Raw genomic sequence first — 16,958 nt, forward strand, 5'->3', positions numbered from 1 at the left:
TCCTCTCCTCCCTACCGGCCGCCGGCCGCAACGGCCTTCGCCCACAACTCCAGGCCCTCGTCGATCTGTTCGGCCGTGACGACCAGCGCCGGGATCATCCGGACCGCGTTCAGGTGGATCCCGCACAGCAACAGCAGCAGGCCGTGCTCGGCCGCGGCCTGCTGGGCGCGCCGGGCCGCCTCCGGGTCCGGGGCGCCGTCCGGGCGGCAGAACTCGCTGGCCGCCATCAGTCCGAGCCCGCGGACGTCGGCGATCCCGGGCGTCCCGGCGGCGACCGCCCGCAGCCCGGCCAGCAGCCTGGCGCCCTGCACGGCCGCGTTCTCGACCAGCCGCTCCTCGCGCAGCACGTCCAGGGTGGCCAGGGCGGCGGCGCAGGCCACCGGGTTGCCGCCGTACGTGCCGCCCTGCGAGCCGGGCCAGGCCCGCCCCATCAGCTCGGCGGGCGCGGCGATCGCGGACAGCGGGAAGCCGCTGGCCAGGCCCTTGGCGGTGATCAGGACGTCGGGACGCACCCCGTCCTCGTACTGGTGGGCCCAGAACCGCCCGGTGCGGCCGAAGCCGGTCTGCACCTCGTCCACCACCAGCAGGATGCCGTGCCGGTCCGCCCGCTCGCGCAGCCCGGCCAGGAAGCCGGCCGGCGCCGGGACGTAGCCGCCCTCGCCGAGCACCGGCTCGACGAACATCGCGGCGGTGTCGGCGGGCGCGGAGACGGTGGCGAGCACCTCGTCGAGGCCGCGCAGCGCGTGCGCCACCGCCTCGTCCTCGGACAGTCCGAGCCGGAAGGCGGCCGGGAAGGGCGCCACCGCGACCCCCGGCATCATCGGGCCGATGCCGGCCCGGAACCGGGTGCCGCCCGTGGTCAGCGAGGCCGCGCCCATGGTGCGGCCGTGGAAGGAGCCCTCGAAGACGACCACGTTCTGCCGTCCGGTGGCGTGCCGGGCGAGCCGCAGCGCGGCCTCCACCGCCTCGGTGCCGGCGGTGGCGAAGAACAGCGAGTCCAGGCCGGACGGCAGGACATCGCCCAACCGCTCGGTGAGGGTGAGGAGTTGGTCGTGCAGCACAGTGGTGTACTGCCCGTGGATCAGCCGGCCGGCCTGTTCCCGGACGGCCTCGACCACCCTCGGGTGACAGTGGCCGGTGCTGGTCACCCCCACCCCGGAGGTGAAGTCGAGGTGGCGGCGGCCGTCGGCGTCGTAGAGGTGGAGTCCTTCGCCGCGTACGGCGACGACCGGGGTGGCCTGCTTGAGCGCCGGGGAGAGCTGGGACACGGGGCCTGCCTTCACGGATTGGTCCTGCCTTCACGGATGTCGTCGTGCTTGTCGACGTGCTTGTCGTCGCGGATGCCGTCACGGGCATCGTCACGGAGGTGTTCAGGGGGGCCGCCCCGGGCGGGTGGTGGCGGGTCGACGGGCGGGAGATAGCCGGCCCCGGCGGCCCAGCCGAGCGCGGCCGACCACCACTGCGGGGTCGGCGCGGCGAAGCGCACGCCCAGCCGGTCGAGCACCGCGGTGGTGTACGCGCTGTCCACCAGGACGCGGCGCTCCTCCTGCGCCGCCCAGGCGGCGGCCACCCGGGCGGCCGTCGGGTGGCGGCGCTCGGCCCGGGCGAGGGCGGCCGCGAAGGCCTCCTCGTCGGTCAGCCGGACCGGGTGGCCGTGCCCGGCCAGCCACCGCACCAGCTCGTCGTGCGGGACGGCGTGCGGCGACTCCACGTGGTACGCGCCGGGCGCGGTGTACGGGTCGAGGGCGATCGCGGCGATCCCGGCGGCCACCGTGTCCACGTACGAGAACGCGAAGGCGGTGTCCGGCCGGCTCGGCGCGGCGCCCGCCAGCAGGTAGCCGCGGATCAGCTGGTAGATCCGGTTGTCCCCGGCGTTGGCCTGGAACGCGCCGGTCCGGCTGTGCGCCGCGATGTGGCCGCTGCGGTGCAGGTAGGCGGCGTGCCCGCCGGCGGCCCAGGCCCGGACGGCCCGCTCGGCCCGGTACTTGGTGCGCTCGTACGGGGTGCGGAAGTGCTGGCCGATCTCCAGGTCCGCCTCGCTGAAGCGGCGCGGCGGGCCGTCGACGCCGCCCGAGACGGCGAGCGTGGAGACGTGGTGGACCCGGGCGTCCGGGGCGTTCTCCCCGACCCAGTCGAGCAGCCGGCGCACCGCCGTGTGGTTGGTGCGCTCCAGCTCGTCGGGCGAGGCCACCAGCCGGACGTCCGCCGCCGCGTGCACCACCAGGTGGGCGCCCCGGGCGAGTTCACTCCCCGCCGGGGAGAGGCCCAGGCCCTCCCGGTCGACGTCCCCGGCGAGCGCCCGGACCGCGCCGCCGCCCCCGCCCCCGCCCCCGGCGCCGAGCCGCTCCAGCGCGGCGGCGTCGTCCGCGGCCCGCACCAGGCAGGTGACCTCGGCGCCGCGCCGCAGGAAGGCCTCCAGCAGGTGCCGCCCGAGGTAGCCGGTGGCGCCGGTGAGCAGCACCCGGGCGGGTTCGCGCACCGTCGCCCGGGTGGCCGGTGCGACGCCGGGGTGCAGTAGCTGGCCTGAGGTGGACAGCGCCGCCCGGACCGGCGGTGCGGCCTGCGGCGCCCCCGCCTCGGCCGCCACGGACCGGGCAAACCGCGCGGTGATCCGCTCGGCGGCCGGGTGCGTCGGACCGGGCCGGCCGTACACCAGGTCGGCGACCAGCCGCTGTTCCACCACCCGCGCGGTGAGGCGCAGTTCGTACAACGGATCGCCCCCGGCGCAGCGGGCCGTCCCGGCCTGTTCGGCGGCGACGGTCCAGTCCAGCGCGGGTTCCTCGGGCAGCCGGAAGGTGCCGAGGAAGTTGAAGCCGACGGCGGGCCGTTCGCCCGGCGCGTCCATCGCCCGGACGGGTGCCTCGCGCAGCCGCCGGGCGACCGTCTCCGGGGTGGCCCCGGCCTCCAGCCCGATGTGCTTGACGGCGGTGAACCAGCCGACGGTGTCCAGGAATTCGCCCGGGTCGCCGACCGCGTCCCGGCCGTGGGTCTCGACCTCCACGGCGAGCCGGGGGCGGCCTCCCGCGGCCGTCGCGGACTCGGCCGTGACGGGCTCGGCGGCGCCGGCCTCGGCCGTCACGGCCTCGGCGAAGGCGGCCAGCAGCACGGCCTCCAGTCCGGCCCCGGCGCCGTGCCGGGCGATCAACCGGGCGGTGGCGTCCGGGTCGAGCGCCCAGCTGAGCGCGGCGGGCTCCGCAACGTCGGAGACCTCCGCGACCTCCGCGACTCCCCCGGCGGCCGCGGCCTCCCCGGCTTCCGCGGCGGGCGCGGCGGGCGCGGCCAGCGCCGCCCAGGCGTAGAAGTCCGCCGTCGGCGGCAGGTCGACCGGCTTCCGGTCGAGCACCGCACGGTACGCGTGCGCCAGGTCGTCCAGCAGGATCCGCCAGGACAGCCCGTCGACCACCAGGTGGTGCGCGATCAGCGCGAGCCGGTCGTCGGTGCCGGCCGGGCCGGTGAACAGGTGGGCGCGCAGCAGGCGGCCGGCCGACGGGTCGAGGCTGCGGTGGAGCTCGGTGCAGACCCCCGCGACGGTGTCGGCGATCTCCCCGGCCGAGCGCGGGATCCGGGAGAACGAGATCGGGTCGAGGTCGGCCACCGCCCGGAGCCCGCCGCAGCCGTCGGGGGTGAGCGGCCGGCGCAGCGCCGGGTGCCGTTCCAGGACGGCCGCGACGGCCGCCGAGAGCGCCTCCGGGTCGACGGCGGTGCGGCAGCGCAGCAGCACGGACTGGTTCCAGTGCCGCGGGTCCCGCAGTGTCCGCTGCCGGTACAACCACCGCTGGGCCGGGGCGAGTCGGAGTCCGCCGGTCTCGCCGCGCGGGGCCGGGACGGACGGCGCGGCCGGGACGGCGACGGCCGCCAGCCCCTCCGCCGTCGGGTACTGGTAGAAGTCCTCGTAGGCGACCCGCAGGCCGGAGCGCCGCAGGAAGGCGATGGTGCGCATGGCGAGGATGGAGTCCCCGCCGATGCCGAGCACGTCGGCGCGCGGCCCGACGGCGGGCAGGCCGAGGGCGCCCGCCCAGAACCGGGCGATCTCGCCGGCCAGGCCGTCCGCGTCCACGGTGCCGCCCGGCTCGGGGGCGTCCTGCCCTGGTCCGCCCGGCGGCTCGGCGCCGCTCGACCCGGCCCGGGCCTCGATCAGTTCGGCCGCCAGCTCGGCGATCCGCTGCCGGTCGAGCTTGCCGTTCGGGCCGACCGGGAACCGCGGCAGCACCAGGATCGGCTGCGGCACGGAGTAGCCGGGCAGCCGGTCGCGCAGGTACGCCCGCAGCCCGTCCGGCGCCTCCGCCTCGTCGGCGCCGCCGGACAGCCGTACCACGCCGATCAGTTGGTTGCCGAGCGCGGTCTCCCGCAGCAGCACCGCCGAGCGGGCGACGCCGGGGTGGCCGTCCATGGCCCGTTCGATCTCGGCGAGGTCCACCCGGTAGCCGCGGACCTTCACCTGGCGGTCCACCCGGCCGAGGAAGACGAGGCTGCCGTCGGCCCGCCGACGGCACAGGTCGCCGGTGCGGTAGACCAGCCGGCCGTCGTGCCGGACGAAGCCGCGGGCGGTCTCGTCCGGCCGCCCGTAGTACCCGGCGGTCACCCCCCGGCCGCCGATGAGCAGTTCGCCCACCGCGCCGTCCGGCACCGTCCGGCCCGTTCCGTCCACCACGGCCAGCAGCACCTCGCCGATCCCGGTGCCGATCGGTACGGTCGGTTCCTCGGCGGGAAGTTGGCGGGCCGAGGTGACGAGCAGGCAGGTGGCGCCGACGGTGGTCTCGGTCGGGCCGTAGTGGTTGGCCAGCCGCGCGGTGGTGCCGCCGTCGAGCAGGGCGGCGGCGAGCGGGCGGGGCAGCGGCTCGCCACCGAGCAGCACGGTGTGCAGCGGCGGGGAGTCGGCCGGGCGGCCCTCCAGCAGGGCGGTCAGGTGGGAGGGGGTGGTCTTGAGCACGTCCACCCGGGCCCGCCGCAGCGAGGCCCAGAAGGCCTCCGGGTCGCGCACCTCGCGGTCCGGCACGAGGTGCACCGAGCCGGCGGTGGCCAGGGCGAGCAGCCAGGCGGTGTGGCCGAGGTCGGCGGCCAGGGTGGTGACGTGGGCGGCGCGGGGGGCGTCGTCCTCGGAGAGGTCGAGCCGTCCGGCCAGTGCCCGGGCGTAGTGCACGGCGTTGGCGTGGGTGACGGCCACCGCCTTGGGCTCGCCGCTCGACCCGGAGGTGAAGGAGAGGTACGCGAGGTCCTCGCCGCGGACCTCGGTGGCCACCGGCGGCAGCTCCGGGAGCGCCTCGACGTCCACCACCTCTCCGCCGAGTCCGCCCTCGGTGGCCAGCACCCGGGCGGCCCGGACGGACGCCAGCCGTCGGGCGAGGTCGGCCGCCGACCAGTCCGGGTCGGCCAGCACGGCCGCCGCGCCGGAGCGCAGCACCCCGTGCAGGAGGACCAGCATCCGGGCATCCCGGGGCCCGACCAGGGCGACCCGGTCGCCCCGGCCGGTGCCGGCGGCGGCCAGCCGGGCGGCGATCCGGTCGGCCGCGGTGTCGAGCGTGCGGTAGTCGAAGGAGCGGACGCCGTCTCCCAGGGCGGGCCGTTCGGGGTGGGCCCGGGCCGCGTGGGCGAGCAGCTCGGGCAGCGAACCGGCGCAGTCGCAACAGCCGGCGCCACCGGCGGAGTCGGCCGGCTCGGCGCTGCCCGCGGAGTCCGCGCGGTCGGAGCAACGGGCGGGGCCGGCCGAGCGGCCGGAGTCCACGGACCGGACGTGCTGTGTCGCGGGGGTCACGCCGACTCTTCCCCCGTCCCGCTCGTTCGGCTCGTTCGGCCGGGCCCGGCGGCCACCGTCGGGTCGCCCACCAGGTAGCCGTCCAGCAGCGCCCGCTCGGGCAGCCGTCCGGCCAACTCCCAGGCCAGCATGCGGTGCAGGCCGTCGAGGTGGATCAGCCCCGACCGGACCGCGAGGTCCCCGTAGTCGGAGTGGTCGACCGGGGCGGTGCTGAGGAAGACGAGCGTGAACGGGGCCTCCCGCAGCAGCCGCAGCTTCGCCGCGCAGACCGGGTTGGCGGCGGTCCACGCGGCTCCGCCGGCCCGGACCCGCTCGGCCGCCTCGGCCACCGTGAGCCCGGAGCGGGGCACCAGTTCGAGCTCCCCGCCCTCGCTGAGGTGCCAGGGCAGCACGACGCCCAGGACGTCCGCCCGGGACAGCCGGATCCGCCACCAGCCGCCGCGGATGCGGTCGGCGCGGTCGAGGTTCTCCTCGCCGTACATGTTGCTGTTCGCCTCGTGGGCCCGCTCCACCGGGTGGTCCCGCAGGTAGGCGTCGTGGACCTCGGGGTAGGCGACGGCGGTGACGATCTCCACGCAGTGCTCCTCAGACGGTTCCGGTGTACTCGGGGCCGGCGTGCTCGGTGGCCGCGTACTCTGTGCCGGCGCGCTCGGCTGCCGCGCGCCCGGCTCCGGCGCGCTCGGCTGCCGCGCGACCGGTCCCGGTGTGCTCGGCTTCCGGGTACCCGGTGGCCGCGTATCCGGCGCCGGTGCGGTCCCCTCCGGTGTACTCGGTGAAGTGCCGCTCCGCGAACAGCTCGGGCCACTGGCCGTCGGCCAGGTCCAGTTCGCGGGCCCGGGCGAGCATCTGCCGCCAGTACGGCTTGACCGGGCGCCAGCGCGCCCCCACCTGGCAGTACGAGGCGTCGACGAAGTACCGGGGGTGGCCCGGTCCTTCGGGCGCCGGCCTGCGGGTGTGGAACAGCGCCGAGTTGAGCAGCACCGTGGAGCCGGGCGGCAGCCGGTCGATCAGCACCTCGCCGGGCAGTTCGCCGGTGCCGTGGTGGGCGAAGGCGGTCTTTCCGGTGGTGCGCAGGTGCGAGCCGGGCAGGACGGCCAGGCCGCCGACCTTCTCGTCCAGTCCGCCGAGGTAGTGCAGCGCGTGGACCATCAGCAGCGACGGGTCGGAGCGGTCGTTGGGCTCGCAGTCGTGGTGCCAGGCCTTGCCCGGGATCCCCGGGTCCTGGCGGTCGCTGTGCAGGTGGTGGAAGACGAAGTCCGGCCCGAGCAGACGGGTCAGGGCGAGCAGCAGCGGCGGGTGGGTGAGGAGTTCGCCGTGGGCGGGCAGTTCCAGTTCGAGCAGCGGGGGCGGCCCGTACTGTAAGGGGTCGGTGCACGCGGCGATCGACCGGGCCCGCAGGCCCTCGTCGACCCAGCGGTCGACCTCGGCGGCGAGCCGCTCGCGCAGCGCTTCCGGCAACAGGCCGGGCAGGACGAGGTATCCGGCCTCCAGGAACTGTCGGCGGTGCTCGGTGTCGAGGGCCTCGCGCCCTCCGGAGGACAGGGTCACCGAACCGATCCCCTCCTTCCGTTCGGCTGGGCACACACAGGGGCGTGACGCCACGGGACGTGGCGCGGGCAGTGGGGGCACACGGCGTCATCCAGACCTCGGGTGGCGGCGGAGCGTCCGTCACAGGCGCCTCGGCCGCCACAGCTGAATCGTGATCACCACGAAGAGGCATGCGTTGATCACGCAAGGTAGTCCGCCCCAGGAGTATGAACCTGTCCTCGCGTCCACGACAAGGCCAATGCCAACCCGTGGACACCTTCCCGCCACCGTGCCGTTCAGCTCCGGCCACCACTCGACTCCTGCCCCACGGGACACTCCGGGCCGCACACGCCCCGGTGATTCGCCGCCGCAACAGCGGATGCGGCACAGTGAGGTCATGAGCGACAGGAGCCACCCCTCCCCCGGACCGGTCCGACGCCGCCCGGTCCAGCAGCGCAGCCTGGAGCGGTACGGGCGGATCCTGGACGCCTGCGCCAGGCTGCTGGACGAGGTCGGGGCGACCGCGCTCACCACCAAGGAGGTCGCCCAGCGCGCCCAGGTGCCGATCGGCACCCTGTACCAGTTCTTCGCCGGCAAGGAGGACCTGCTGGCCGCGCTCGCCACCCGCAACCTGGACCGCTACCTCCAGCGCCTGGACGCCAGGCTGGCCGCCGCGGCACCGGTCGGCCCCGCCGTGTTCACCGACCTCGCGGTGGAGGAGTTCGTGGCGATGAAGCGCGCCGTTCCGGGCTTCGGACAGCTGGACTTCGGGCTGGCCGTGCCGGCCGTGCCCACCGACGTCCGGGACGACCGGCACCTGCTGGACGCGGGCGTGGACAACAACACCGCCGTCGCGCTGCGGCTCCAGGCGCTCGGCGGCGAACTGTTCCGGGCGGGCGACCCGACGGCCGTCACGCTGACCCTGCGGGTGGCCCTGGAGGCCGCCGACGCGGTGCTCAAACTGGCCTTCCGGGAGGCCCCGGACGGCGATCCGACGCTGATCGCCGAGTGCAAGCGGTTGGTCCGCGGCTACCTCGCGCAACAGCCGACCGCCCACTGACCTCCGTCCCCCGGCCCCGCCGGCCCGAGGCGTTGCGCGCCCGCCGCGCCCGCAGCACAGTGGATAGCGGGAACGGCCGCGCGGGCGGCCGGGCACTCGACCCGAGGGAGCAGACCATGCACGCGGCGGTAGGTGACCAGCTCCACATCCACAGCAGGTCGGTGGGCATGGTGGACCAGAAGGGCGAGATCGTCGAGGTGCGCGGCACCAACGGCGAGCCGCCCTACGTGGTCCGTTTCGAGGACGGCCACGAGGGCCTGATCTACCCCGGCCCCGACTGCAACATCGAACAGCGCCAGGCGAACCTCTGACCGACACCCCCGCCGCCCCGCCCCGCGCGAGGTGGTGAGGAGCGGTGTCAGCCCCCACGACCCCGCTGCCCGGGGCGCTCGCCGGGCTCACGCCACTGCTGGACCACTACGGGTACCTCGCGGTGGCGGTGCTCGTCCTGCTGGACAACTGCGGCATCCCGGTGCCCGGGCAGACCATCCTGGTGCTGGCCTCGGTGTACGCCGGCACCGGGCACCTCGACTTCGCCGCCGTCCTGGTGATCGCGGCCGTCGCCGCCGCGCTCGGCAACAGCCTCGGCTACCTGATCGGCCACACCGGCGGACGCGCCTTCGTCCACCGCTGGGGCCGCTACGTGCTGCTCACCCCGGCCCGGATGGAGCGCGCGGACGGCTTCTTCGCCCGGCACGGCGGCAAGGTCGTCACGGTCGCCCGTTTCGTGGACGGGCTGCGCCAGTACAACGGGATCATCGCCGGGACGACCGAGATGCCCTGGCGCCGGTTCCTGCCGTTCAACCTGCTCGGCGCGGTGCTGTGGACGGCGGTCTGGGGCACCTTCGGCTTCGTCGCCGGGGAGAACATCGGCACGGTCTACCACACGGCGCTGCGCTACCAGGTCTGGTTCGCGGTCGGGCTGGGCGCGCTGGTCGCCGGCTTCCTACTCCGGCAGGTGCTGCGCTACCGGCGCCGGCGTCGCACGGACACCGGCGACGGCGGCAGCGACGGCGACGACGACGACGACGGCAGCGGCAGCAACGCGCCCTGAAGGCGTCAGCGCAGCGGGAACACCTCGAACGGCACCGCGAAGCGCGTCCCCAGCCGGGTTCCGGCGCCCCGGCCGAAGCCCTCCAGGAACTCCCGCGGCTCCGCCATCTCCCCGCCCAGTCCGGCCAGGTACGCCCGGTGCTCCTCCAGCGAGGCGACGCCCCGGTCGAAGGTGTCGGTGGTGTCCACCGCGTGCTTCGCCTCCGGCGAGGCCGCCGCCCAGATCTGCCGCACGCCGTTCCACGGTTCGTGGCCCTCCGCCAGCAGCTCGCGGAACACCCAGCGGTTCCCGGCGTCCCGGACGCCGTCCAAGGTGGCCCGGCCGACCGCGATGTGGTCGGCCTGGTTGAGGAACACCCCGCCGTAGGTGTCCCGGAAGTTGCTGGTGATCACGATGTCCGGCCGGTGTCTGCGCACCAGCCGGGCGATGTCCCGGCGCAGCGGCAGCCCGTACTCCACCACGCCGTCCGGGTGGCCGAGGAACTCCACGGTGTCGACGCCGACGACGCGCGCCGAGGCGAGCTGCTCGGCCTCGCGCAGCGGGCCGCACTCGGCCGGGTCCAGCGAGTCGATGCCCGCCTCGCCGCTGGTGACCATCGCGTAGACGACGGTCTTGCCCTGCGCCGTCCAGCGGGCGACGGCCGCGGCCCCGCCGTACTCCATGTCGTCGGGGTGGGCGACGATCGCCAACGCGGTCTGCCAGTCCTCGTCGACGGGCTCGAAGGGCTCGGGGGCCTGCTCGCTCATGCTGTTCGTTCCTCTCGGTGCGGCGCGCGGTCGTACGGCGGTGTCCGGCCGGCCAGGATCGGCCGTCCGACCGGGAACCTATCCCGTGTCAGGCCGCGTCGAAGGGGCATGACCCGCCGCCACCTCGTCCTCGTCCACGCCGCGCTCGTCCTGCTCATCCTGGAGACCGTCGCCGCGGTCATGCTGTTCCTCGTCGCCTCCCCGATGATCGGCGGCATCTCGGACGACGACGCGTCGAACGTCCCGTTGGGCGTGACGGTCGCGTCCGTGGTGGGCGTGTCCGCCGTGCTCAACATGCTGGCGGTCAAGGCGGTGTCCCGGATGGGCATGGCGGGCGAGCGGACCGGGCGCCGCAGGCTGGCCCTGGCCGGCGGGGCGCTGGTCCAGCTCGGCGTGCTCGCCCTGGGCCTGCGCCACGAGTTCACGCCGGTGGTCCTCTACCCGGTCGTGGTCCTGCTCCTCCTTGCGGGTCTGTCCGGCAGGCTTGCCTCCGACGCGGGGGCCAGGGGTTAGCCTGCCGGACAGACCCGCGGCGGTGCCTGCCCGGCCGGGACCCGCCGGTCCGCTGCTCCGGCTCCCCCGGCGCGAACACCTTCGCCCCCGTGGTCCACGCCCGACTCACCGCCCCGGGCACCGAGATCGCCCGGCTCGGCGCGCTGCGCGCCGGGCTCGCCCACCGCATCGCGGCCGGCGGCTCGGACGTGCCGGACGGAACCCGGACGTCATGACGGACCCGCCCGGCACCTCGCGACGGGGGTGCGCGAGGTGCCGGGCGGGAGTGCGGCGGGGCGTCCTGCCGATCAGCTCGGGTCGGCGGCGAGCCGGGCCTCGGCCTCGGCCGGGGCCGCCGGGGTGTCCCGGCCGGGCCAGCTGATCCGGGTCGCGCAGAGCGAGACGACGGCCGCCGAGGCGGCGACGGCGGCCATGCCCCAGAGCAGGCTGGTGGCACCGGCGATGAAGCCGATCACGGCGGGGCCGGCCAGCAGGCCGGTGGTGCCCATGGCGGCGACCAGGGAGAGCGCGTCGGCGCCCTGCCGGGCGGCGGCGACGTAGACGCACGGGGTCACCGCGGCCACGCCGAGGCCGACGCAGGCGAAGCCGATCAGGGTCGGGACCACGCCGCCGGCCGCCAGGGCGAGGGCGAGTCCGAGGCCGGCGAGCAGGCTGCCGGTGGTCACGATCCGGCCGTCGCCGAAGCGGGTGCGCCAGCCGTCCGCGAAGATCCGGGCGCAGACCATCATCACCGAGACCACCGCGATGCCCATCGGGGCGAGTCCGGCGTCGGCGTGCACGTAGTCCTTGAGGTAGAGCGCCGACCAGTCGTTCATGGCGCCCTCGGTGACGGTGCCGAAGACCATCGCCAGGCCCATCCAGAGGGTCGCGACGGTCGGCAGCGCGAAGCCGCGGCGCTGCTTCCGCTCCGCCGGTTCGGCGGCGTCGACCGAGGAGTCGGCCGAGGCGTCGGCCGCCGCCGGGCCCTCCGCCAGCAGCCCCGGCCGGGCGGCCACGACCAGCGCCGCGAGCAGTGCGGCCGCGAGCCCGAAGTGCACCGCCAGGGTGTCGGTGACGGCGGTGACGCCCGAGGCCAGCAGCGCGGCGAGCAGCGAGCCGGCGCTGAAGGTGGCGTGCAGCCGGGACATCGTGGTCCGTTCGAAGCGGGCCTCCAGCGCGGCGCCCTGGGCGTTCATCGCGACGTTCAGGCCCCCGACCGCGACGCCGTCGAAGAACAGCACCAGCAGGGTCAGCGGGTAGTTCGGCACCACCGAGAGCGCGAGCAGGATCACGCCGAGCACGAGCGCGGACAGCACCGAGAGCAGGCGGGAGCCGAGCCGCCGCATCAGCACCGCCACCAGGGGGAAGGACACCGCCGCGCCGATTCCGCAGGTCATCAGCAGCAGGCCGATCTGGGCCTCGCCCAGGTCGAGCCTGGCCTTGAGCGCGGGCACCCGGGAGACCCAGGTGGCGTACTGGAATCCGAGGACGAAGAACAGTGCGCCGATGGCCACTTGGGACCGGCGGAAGTCGTCGCGAACGGGGGACATCGGTATCAGCCCACTTCGGCTCTGGGGTGCGGCCCGGGGAGCGGGCCGGTGGAGTGCGGCAGCGGCCGGACCGGGACGGGGTCCAGCGGCATCGCCATGTAGACCGCCCGGGTGCCGTAGCTCTCGGGCAGGTCGATCTCGGGCCGGGCGCGGTAGCCCAGCGGGGTCCACAGCACGTGCGAGCCGCGGACGGCCACCAGCGAGGAGGTCCGGTAGCCGGCTGCCCGGGCGGCCTCCTCCAGGTGCCGCAGCATCCGCAGGGACAGGCCCCGGCCGCGCAGGTCCTCGGCGATCACCACGTCGTGCGCGTGCATGTTGGTCGGCCGCTCGCCGGTGCCGTCCGCGTCCTCGTGGCGGCTGAGGTCGGGGCAGCGGAACAGCGGGTACGGCAGGGCGAGCAGGTAGCCGCCGAGGCGGCCGGCGTGTTCCAGCACGAAGCAGGTGTCCGGCGAGGCGCGGTGCCGGGAGCGCAGCGCCTCGCGGCCCTCGGACAGGCCGCTGGCGGCGTAGGCGCGCTCCTCCAGTGCGACGACGGCGTCCCAGTCGTCCTCCCCGAGCAGCCGGATGCGGTACTCGCTCATGCGCTTCCCTCCTCGCGGTTCCCGCCGACGCAGGTGTACGGCAGCGGCGCGAAGCCGTTGAAGCCCTGGGTGGCGTAGGCCGTGGCGTAGGCGCCGCAGGAGTGGATCCAGACCGGGTCTCCGGAGGCGACGGCGCGCGGGACGCGCACCAGGCCGCCGTCCTGCGCGTACGCGTCGTCACTGTCGCAGGTCGGGCCGGCCACGACGGCGTTGACGAACTGCCCGCCGGGGTGGGTGGGGAACTCCAGCCGGTACTGCAACTGGTCCATCTCGTACAGGCCGTTGAACTTGCCGCAGCTCAGGTACAGCCAGTCCTCCCGGGCGCCGTCGAGGCGGCGGCGGGAGGTGAGCCGGGAGACGTGGGCGCGGATCGCGCCGTGGTCGGCGACCAGGTGGCGCCCGGGCTCCAGCAGGAACTCCAGCGGCCCGGCGTTGACGGCGCTCAGCCGTTCCATGCCCTCGCGGATCACCGCGAACATCTTGTCCAGCGGCGGGTCCAGGGGCCGCCCGCCGCGGTCGAGGACGCCGAGCGCGGGCAGACCGCCGCCGAGGTTGATCCGGGTCGGCACGATGCCGCGCCAGTTGAGGGCCTCCAGCACGGCGGCCAGCGAGTCGACGGCCGCGCTCCAGGCCTCGGCGGTCATCTGCTGGGAGCCGACGTGCACCGACAGGCCGGAGGGCACCAGCCCGGCGGTGCGGGCCTCGTCGAGCACCCGCAGCGCGTCCTCGGGCGAGCAGCCGAACTTGTGGCTCAGGCCCCACAGCGCGCCCTCGCCGGTGGTCGCGATCCGGCAGAACACCCGTGAACCGGGGGCGTGTTCGGCGATCGCGGCGACGTCCTCCGGGCTGTCGGTGGCGAAGTCCCGCACGCCCAGCCGGTAGGCCTCGGCGATGTTGCGGTCCGACTTGACGGTGTTGCCGTAGTGGACCAGCCCGGGGGCGACGCCGGTGCGCAGCGCCTGGGCGATCTCCTGCGGGCTCGCCGCGTCGAAGCCGGAGCCGAGGGCGGCGAGGTGGTCCAGCACCTCGCCGACCGGGCAGGCCTTCATCGCGAACCGGACGGCCACGCCCGGCAGTTCGGCGCACAGTGCGGCGTACTGGCGGCCGATGCCGTCGAGGTCGTAGATGATCCGGTCGTCGGTGGCGGCGGCGAGCGCGGCGCGCAGTACGGCGTGGTCGTGCTCGTCGGTGCGGGGCGGTTCGGTGTGCGCCACGGAGACGGACGGGGCGCGGTGGGCGGGCGGGTGGCCGGGGCCGCGGCCCGTCCCGGGGCCGGCGGTACGGCCGACGGCACGGCCGGTCGCATGGCCGGTCGCATGGCCGGTGGTCTGACTGCTGGTCTGACGTGTCACGTGGGGTTCCCGTCCGGCTGGCGCGGCAGCCGGTCGGCGGCGGTGGCCTTGCTCGCCCGCACCAGCGGGCCCCACGCGTCGATCAGCGCCGCGAAGTCCTCGATGTCCGCCTGCGCCTCGTCGAGCAGGCGCGCCCGCTGGGGCGCCAGGTGGTCCGCGAACTCGGCGTACTTCCCGCCGAGCCGCCGGTAGCAGCGGTCGAGCTCGGCGAGCCTGCGGTGGTTCTCCGCACGGTCCGTCGCGGCGCTGCGACGGGCGGAGTCGGCGACCGCCTCGGGGCGGACGTGGTGCAGTTCGTCCAGCAGGGCGTCGCCGGCGGCCTCCATCTCGGCGTACACCGGGTAGAGGTAGAGCATGGAGAGCAGGAACTTGGCGTAGCGCAGCTGGTAGGCGGTGAAGCCGGGGCCGGTGCGCCGTTCCGGGGTGTGGTAGTTGACGATGTGGCGGTTGTGGGTGACGCCCGGCAGGGTCGCGTCACGCACCAGGTGGTGCAGGAAGTAGTCGCTGCCGATGGTGTCGGTGGCGGGCGGCAGCGGCACCCGTTCGTACACCTCGTGGTGGAGGCCGATGTTGCACATGTCGATGCGCCAGATATCGGGCAGGTCCAGCACCGCGCGGTCGGTGGTGAACGGCTCGGTGCCGCCGCCGGTGAAGGAGTCGGCGACGAGGTCGCGCTTCTCCTCCTCGCTCGCCCCGGTGGGCGCCCAGAGCGCGACCACGTCGTGGTGGACCTCGGGGTCGAGCTCGCGGATCTCGCCGACATCGACGGAGAGTTCGCCGATGAAGGAGGCGCCGACCAGGACGACCGGCTTGTCCGCGTGGGCCGGGTCGAGGCTGTTCCCGGTGACGGCGGCGGCCGCGTCGGCGGCCTTCAGCCCGAGCGTGGCCAGCTCATGCTCGATCGGGAACACCGGTTCGCCGTCGAGCAGTTGGTAACGGCTGTCGGAGTCGCGGCGGTGCACCGACTCGCAGCCGAGGGCGGCGGCGAGCAGGAACGCCCGGTTGGTGCAGGCACCGTAGGAGACGGCGTCCGGCAGCATGAGCTCCAGCAGTCGGTCCGGTCCGGCCCCGCCGGCCGCTCCGGAGCGCTCGACCACCTCGCGCAGGAAGGCGCGCTGGGCATCCTCGTCCAGGTGGTGGACGACCACGCCCTCGACTGCCGGCAGAGCGGCGAGGGCCCCGGCGTGCCGCTTCCGGCTCGCGGGGTCGGCGGAGTCCAGCACGAGCAGGTGCACCCGGACTCCGAACCGCCGTGCGGCGTAAGCGGCTTCGGCCCCGACCGCGGTGATGGTGCCCGCGCACTCGCGGTTGGTGGGCAGAGTCAGGCAGACGTCGCGCATTCCCGCTCCCCCGTGGCGGCCGACCGGTCTTCCCCGCGTTCCGGGCGCCCCCCGTGTTCCGGGTGCCCTCCGTGTTCCGGGTGCTCGTCGAAGGGCTTGCCGCTCCAGGAGCGCAGCCCGAGCAACTTCTCTCCCAGTTCGGTGAGTTCGGCGGTTCCGTAGCGCTGCGCCTCGGGCCGGTCGGCGTCGCCGACCAGGGTGCGGTTCCAGTCCGGGGTGGCGAGCGTGCGCCAGGACTCCACCCGGGAGCGGCGCAGCTTCTCGGACTCCTCCAGCGCGGGCATCATCGACAGGTACTGCACCGCGCGCACGCCGTTCGCGGAGGTGTTGCGCTCGACGCCGTGGGCGAGCAGGCCGTTCCAGATCAGCAGGTCGCCGGCGCTCAACTCGGGCCGCACGACGGGGAACTCGGCGCGGTCGACGTCCGGGCGGATCGGGTCACGGTCGGCCGGCTGGGCGGCCTGCCACTCGTTGAAGCGGCGGAACAGCTCCGGGTCGCACTGGAATCCGCCGTGGTCGGGGGCGGTGTCGTTGAGCGCGATGATGCCCTGGACGCGCTGCGGCAGCATGCTCCGGGTGGTGTCGACGTCCCAGTGCAGCTCGATGTCGAAGCCCCGGTCGGTGGGCTCGATCAGCGCGCGGTCGCGGTTGCGGATGTTGGGCGGGTTGAGGTTGAGCCGGTCGAGGGTGACCCAGAGCTCCTCGCAGTCCCACACGTCCACGAAGGCGTCGTAGACGCGCTGCGCCTGGCGGCTGTCCCAGATGAGCTGGTGGTGGTAGGCCTCGACGAAGCCGTAGATGTGCAGGTGCCGGTCGAGTTCGTCGCGGTGGTCGCGCTCGCGGTACCACTCCTCGGGGCGGTCCGGCGACAGTCCCTGGAACTCCCAGGCGAAGTCCAGCAGGCGGCGCGCGGCCTCGGCCGGGACGGCCTGCTTCACCACCACGTAGCCGTAGGTCTGCCAGAACGCGTAGTCCTCCTCGGAGAGCACCCGCAGCGGGCGCTCCTTGCGGATCTCGCGCAGCGCCGTCGGGGCGAGGTAGCTCTCGGTGTCGGCACTGAAGTAGGGGCGCTCCGAGGCGGCCCGGTAGAGGTATTCGCCGGTGGGTCCGCCGGTGTGCGGGGCAGGTCTCGGCATGGGCAGTCACTCCATGGTTCGTAGTCGGCGCAGCGCTTCGTCGCGCGCCCGGCGCGGGCACGGCGCGGGCACGGCGCGGGCACGGCGAGTCGACGGCCGGTCACCGGCCGCAACGGGAATTCGGGTGCGGAACGGAGGGCCGTCCGCACACGACCCTTCCCGATTCGGTCCGCGAGCGCGGAACAGTGCCACGTCAGGCGGCCAACTCTCCCGCCCGGCAAGGCCCCTCACCCCGCATCAGCCTTTGCCGAACCGCACTCCCCATACGTTGGACTAGACCAACTAATGGTGTCAACCCTTTCCTGCGGGTTACCGATTGGGAAATCAACGCAGTTCACGGCGCTTCGCGGGGTTCGCTTTATGTTTCG

15 protein-coding genes are annotated in these 16,958 nt (G+C 74.9%); 5 read left to right on the forward strand and 10 right to left on the reverse strand.

Going from position 1 to position 16,958, the window contains the following annotated elements:
* Nucleotides 1–11: 11 nt before the first annotated feature.
* From ACWD4P_RS03890 to ACWD4P_RS03905, 4 genes are read right to left on the reverse strand one after another with little or no spacing between them, the layout of a single operon-like run.
* Complete coding sequence (locus tag ACWD4P_RS03890; RefSeq protein ID WP_449778527.1) at nucleotides 12–1,268, reverse strand: aspartate aminotransferase family protein; 1,257 nt, start codon at nucleotides 1,266–1,268, stop codon at nucleotides 12–14.
* A gap of 11 nt (nucleotides 1,269–1,279) precedes the next feature.
* Nucleotides 1,280–5,752: an AMP-binding protein gene (locus ACWD4P_RS03895; protein ID WP_449778460.1), complete on the reverse strand. Its 4,473-nt coding sequence runs from the start codon at nucleotides 5,750–5,752 to the stop codon at nucleotides 1,280–1,282.
* Nucleotides 5,749–6,327 (reverse strand): DUF6309 family protein, encoded by a 579-nt coding sequence (locus ACWD4P_RS03900; RefSeq protein WP_359821698.1) that lies wholly within the window; start codon nucleotides 6,325–6,327, stop codon nucleotides 5,749–5,751. Before ACWD4P_RS03900 ends, ACWD4P_RS03895 begins: the two co-directional genes overlap by 4 nt.
* Nucleotides 6,328–6,337: 10 nt before the next feature.
* Complete coding sequence (locus tag ACWD4P_RS03905; RefSeq protein ID WP_449778461.1) at nucleotides 6,338–7,300, reverse strand: phytanoyl-CoA dioxygenase family protein; 963 nt, start codon at nucleotides 7,298–7,300, stop codon at nucleotides 6,338–6,340.
* Nucleotides 7,301–7,676: 376 nt separating this feature from the next.
* On the opposite strand from ACWD4P_RS03905, the gene ACWD4P_RS03910 reads away from it, so the two are divergent.
* The 3 genes from ACWD4P_RS03910 (at nucleotide 7,677) to ACWD4P_RS03920 (ending at nucleotide 9,393) form a co-directional block, all read left to right on the forward strand.
* Nucleotides 7,677–8,339: a TetR family transcriptional regulator gene (locus ACWD4P_RS03910; RefSeq protein WP_449778462.1), complete on the forward strand. Its 663-nt coding sequence runs from the start codon at nucleotides 7,677–7,679 to the stop codon at nucleotides 8,337–8,339.
* Between the two features lie 116 nt (nucleotides 8,340–8,455).
* Nucleotides 8,456–8,650 carry a DUF1918 domain-containing protein gene (locus tag ACWD4P_RS03915; RefSeq protein WP_359821690.1) on the forward strand — a complete coding sequence of 65 codons (195 nt, stop codon included), beginning with the start codon at nucleotides 8,456–8,458 and terminating at the stop codon, nucleotides 8,648–8,650.
* A 44-nt stretch (nucleotides 8,651–8,694) separates the two neighbouring features.
* A complete protein-coding gene (locus ACWD4P_RS03920; RefSeq protein ID WP_449778463.1) occupies nucleotides 8,695–9,393 on the forward strand; it encodes a DedA family protein in 699 nt (232 codons plus the stop codon).
* 5 nt (nucleotides 9,394–9,398) lie between these two features.
* Here ACWD4P_RS03920 and ACWD4P_RS03925 read toward each other — a convergent pair whose 3' ends face one another.
* Entirely contained in the window at nucleotides 9,399–10,139 is a 741-nt protein-coding gene (locus ACWD4P_RS03925) for a PIG-L deacetylase family protein (RefSeq protein ID WP_359821684.1), read from the reverse strand.
* Between the two features lie 108 nt (nucleotides 10,140–10,247).
* Here ACWD4P_RS03925 and ACWD4P_RS03930 point away from each other — a divergent pair, with 108 nt between their 5' ends.
* Nucleotides 10,248–10,652: a hypothetical protein gene (locus ACWD4P_RS03930; RefSeq protein ID WP_449778464.1), complete on the forward strand. Its 405-nt coding sequence runs from the start codon at nucleotides 10,248–10,250 to the stop codon at nucleotides 10,650–10,652.
* Nucleotides 10,653–10,741: 89 nt separating this feature from the next.
* Nucleotides 10,742–10,867, forward strand: a complete 126-nt coding sequence (locus tag ACWD4P_RS03935) for a hypothetical protein (protein ID WP_449778465.1) — start codon at nucleotides 10,742–10,744, stop codon at nucleotides 10,865–10,867.
* A 72-nt stretch (nucleotides 10,868–10,939) separates the two neighbouring features.
* On the opposite strand, the gene ACWD4P_RS03940 is transcribed toward ACWD4P_RS03935, so the two are convergent.
* The 5 genes from ACWD4P_RS03940 to ACWD4P_RS03960 form a co-directional block, all read right to left on the reverse strand.
* Complete coding sequence (locus ACWD4P_RS03940) at nucleotides 10,940–12,181, reverse strand: MFS transporter (RefSeq protein ID WP_449778466.1); 1,242 nt, start codon at nucleotides 12,179–12,181, stop codon at nucleotides 10,940–10,942.
* A gap of 5 nt (nucleotides 12,182–12,186) precedes the next feature.
* The gene (locus ACWD4P_RS03945; protein ID WP_359821676.1) at nucleotides 12,187–12,762 is read right to left on the reverse strand and encodes a GNAT family N-acetyltransferase; all 576 of its coding nucleotides are present in this window, start codon (nucleotides 12,760–12,762) and stop codon (nucleotides 12,187–12,189) included.
* Complete coding sequence (locus ACWD4P_RS03950) at nucleotides 12,759–13,976, reverse strand: type III PLP-dependent enzyme (protein WP_449778528.1); 1,218 nt, start codon at nucleotides 13,974–13,976, stop codon at nucleotides 12,759–12,761. The genes ACWD4P_RS03945 and ACWD4P_RS03950 overlap by 4 nt, the downstream gene beginning before the upstream one ends.
* A gap of 134 nt (nucleotides 13,977–14,110) precedes the next feature.
* On the reverse strand, nucleotides 14,111–15,454 hold the full coding sequence (locus ACWD4P_RS03955) for a DUF6271 family protein (RefSeq protein WP_359821674.1): 1,344 nt from the start codon (nucleotides 15,452–15,454) through the stop codon (nucleotides 14,111–14,113).
* The gene (locus ACWD4P_RS03960) at nucleotides 15,436–16,590 is read right to left on the reverse strand and encodes a phytanoyl-CoA dioxygenase family protein (protein ID WP_359821671.1); all 1,155 of its coding nucleotides are present in this window, start codon (nucleotides 16,588–16,590) and stop codon (nucleotides 15,436–15,438) included. Before ACWD4P_RS03960 ends, ACWD4P_RS03955 begins: the two co-directional genes overlap by 19 nt.
* Nucleotides 16,591–16,958: the final 368 nt, after the last annotated feature.

Source organism: Kitasatospora sp. NPDC002543, from assembly GCF_053594915.1.

Coding starts and splice junctions, on each gene's coding strand:
- ACWD4P_RS03915 (WP_359821690.1), top strand. CDS start 8,456: ATGCACGCGGCGGTAGGTGACCAGCTCCACATCCACAGCAGGTCGGTG.
- ACWD4P_RS03925 (WP_359821684.1), bottom strand. CDS start 10,139: ATGAGCGAGCAGGCCCCCGAGCCCTTCGAGCCCGTCGACGAGGACTGG.
- ACWD4P_RS03960 (WP_359821671.1), bottom strand. CDS start 16,590: ATGCCGAGACCTGCCCCGCACACCGGCGGACCCACCGGCGAATACCTC.
- ACWD4P_RS03955 (WP_359821674.1), bottom strand. CDS start 15,454: ATGCGCGACGTCTGCCTGACTCTGCCCACCAACCGCGAGTGCGCGGGC.
- ACWD4P_RS03930 (WP_449778464.1), top strand. CDS start 10,248: ATGACCCGCCGCCACCTCGTCCTCGTCCACGCCGCGCTCGTCCTGCTC.
- ACWD4P_RS03940 (WP_449778466.1), bottom strand. CDS start 12,181: ATGTCCCCCGTTCGCGACGACTTCCGCCGGTCCCAAGTGGCCATCGGC.
- ACWD4P_RS03945 (WP_359821676.1), bottom strand. CDS start 12,762: ATGAGCGAGTACCGCATCCGGCTGCTCGGGGAGGACGACTGGGACGCC.
- ACWD4P_RS03910 (WP_449778462.1), top strand. CDS start 7,677: ATGAGCGACAGGAGCCACCCCTCCCCCGGACCGGTCCGACGCCGCCCG.